Genomic DNA, 810 nt, shown 5'->3' with positions numbered 1-810 from the left:
GCGTCGGCACAGCCAGAAGAGAAGGTGCATACGCCTTTAATGTTAGAGTAATCATTATAAAATCCGACTAGCTCCGTATTGAAAGCGCCTTCGTAATAACGAAAGCCAGCTTCATAGTTGATACTTTCTTCAGGGTCGATATCATCATTTTGTCCGGGACCAACCGGTGAAAAGCCTTTATATACGCCGGCGAGTAATCCCAGTTCTGGTGTGAGTTGATAGAACGCACCTAGTCCTGGAATCAAAACCGTATCTTCATTCGATATGTCATCAGCGTTGCTGCTGGAACGATCCTTTCGCACGGTATCAATAAACTCTGCTCTGGCACCACCTGTCAGTGTCCAATCGCCTATTCTGATTTTATCTTGTACATGGATTGCTATTGCGTCTGTGGAATCTTTGTTGGTTGTGGTTGCAACAGTCGCGGCTCCGTCAGAGATGAGCTCGCCGTTCGTCATCAAAAACGAGTCTGTCGTATGATTTCGCTCGATGTAGTCATTATGAAGGCGGAATCCAAACTCGAATTCATGTGCGACTCCGAGAAGCATTGGGTCCCAGTGTGCCAAAAACTGTATGCCTTGAGAAACATATTCACGATCGTTGTTGCCAACAATTAGCGTTCCGTCTGGGCCCAGATCTGACGAGTTTATTTCGCCGCGTAATACCTGAATAAAATCGACATTAATGCCTTGATTCGGATTGGCAAAGATTTCCGATAAAGATGTATTGGTATCGAAACCATTTAACTTAGACCAGAGTCGTTCAAACTCATTGCGATAAACAATGGTCGTCAACGATAAGGTAGGGTCG

The 810-nt window shown here is 45.1% G+C and carries 1 protein-coding gene; it reads right to left on the bottom strand.

The features are described 5' to 3' along the window. Positions 1–810: TonB-dependent receptor domain-containing protein (locus A3738_RS07375; protein ID WP_156504055.1), on the bottom strand; the 810-nt coding region annotated here is incomplete at both ends.

It is taken from the genome of Oleiphilus sp. HI0066 (assembly GCF_001635725.1).
The sequence above is the reverse complement of the archived record's forward strand: the minus strand, read 5'-3'. Positions and strand labels throughout refer to the sequence as shown.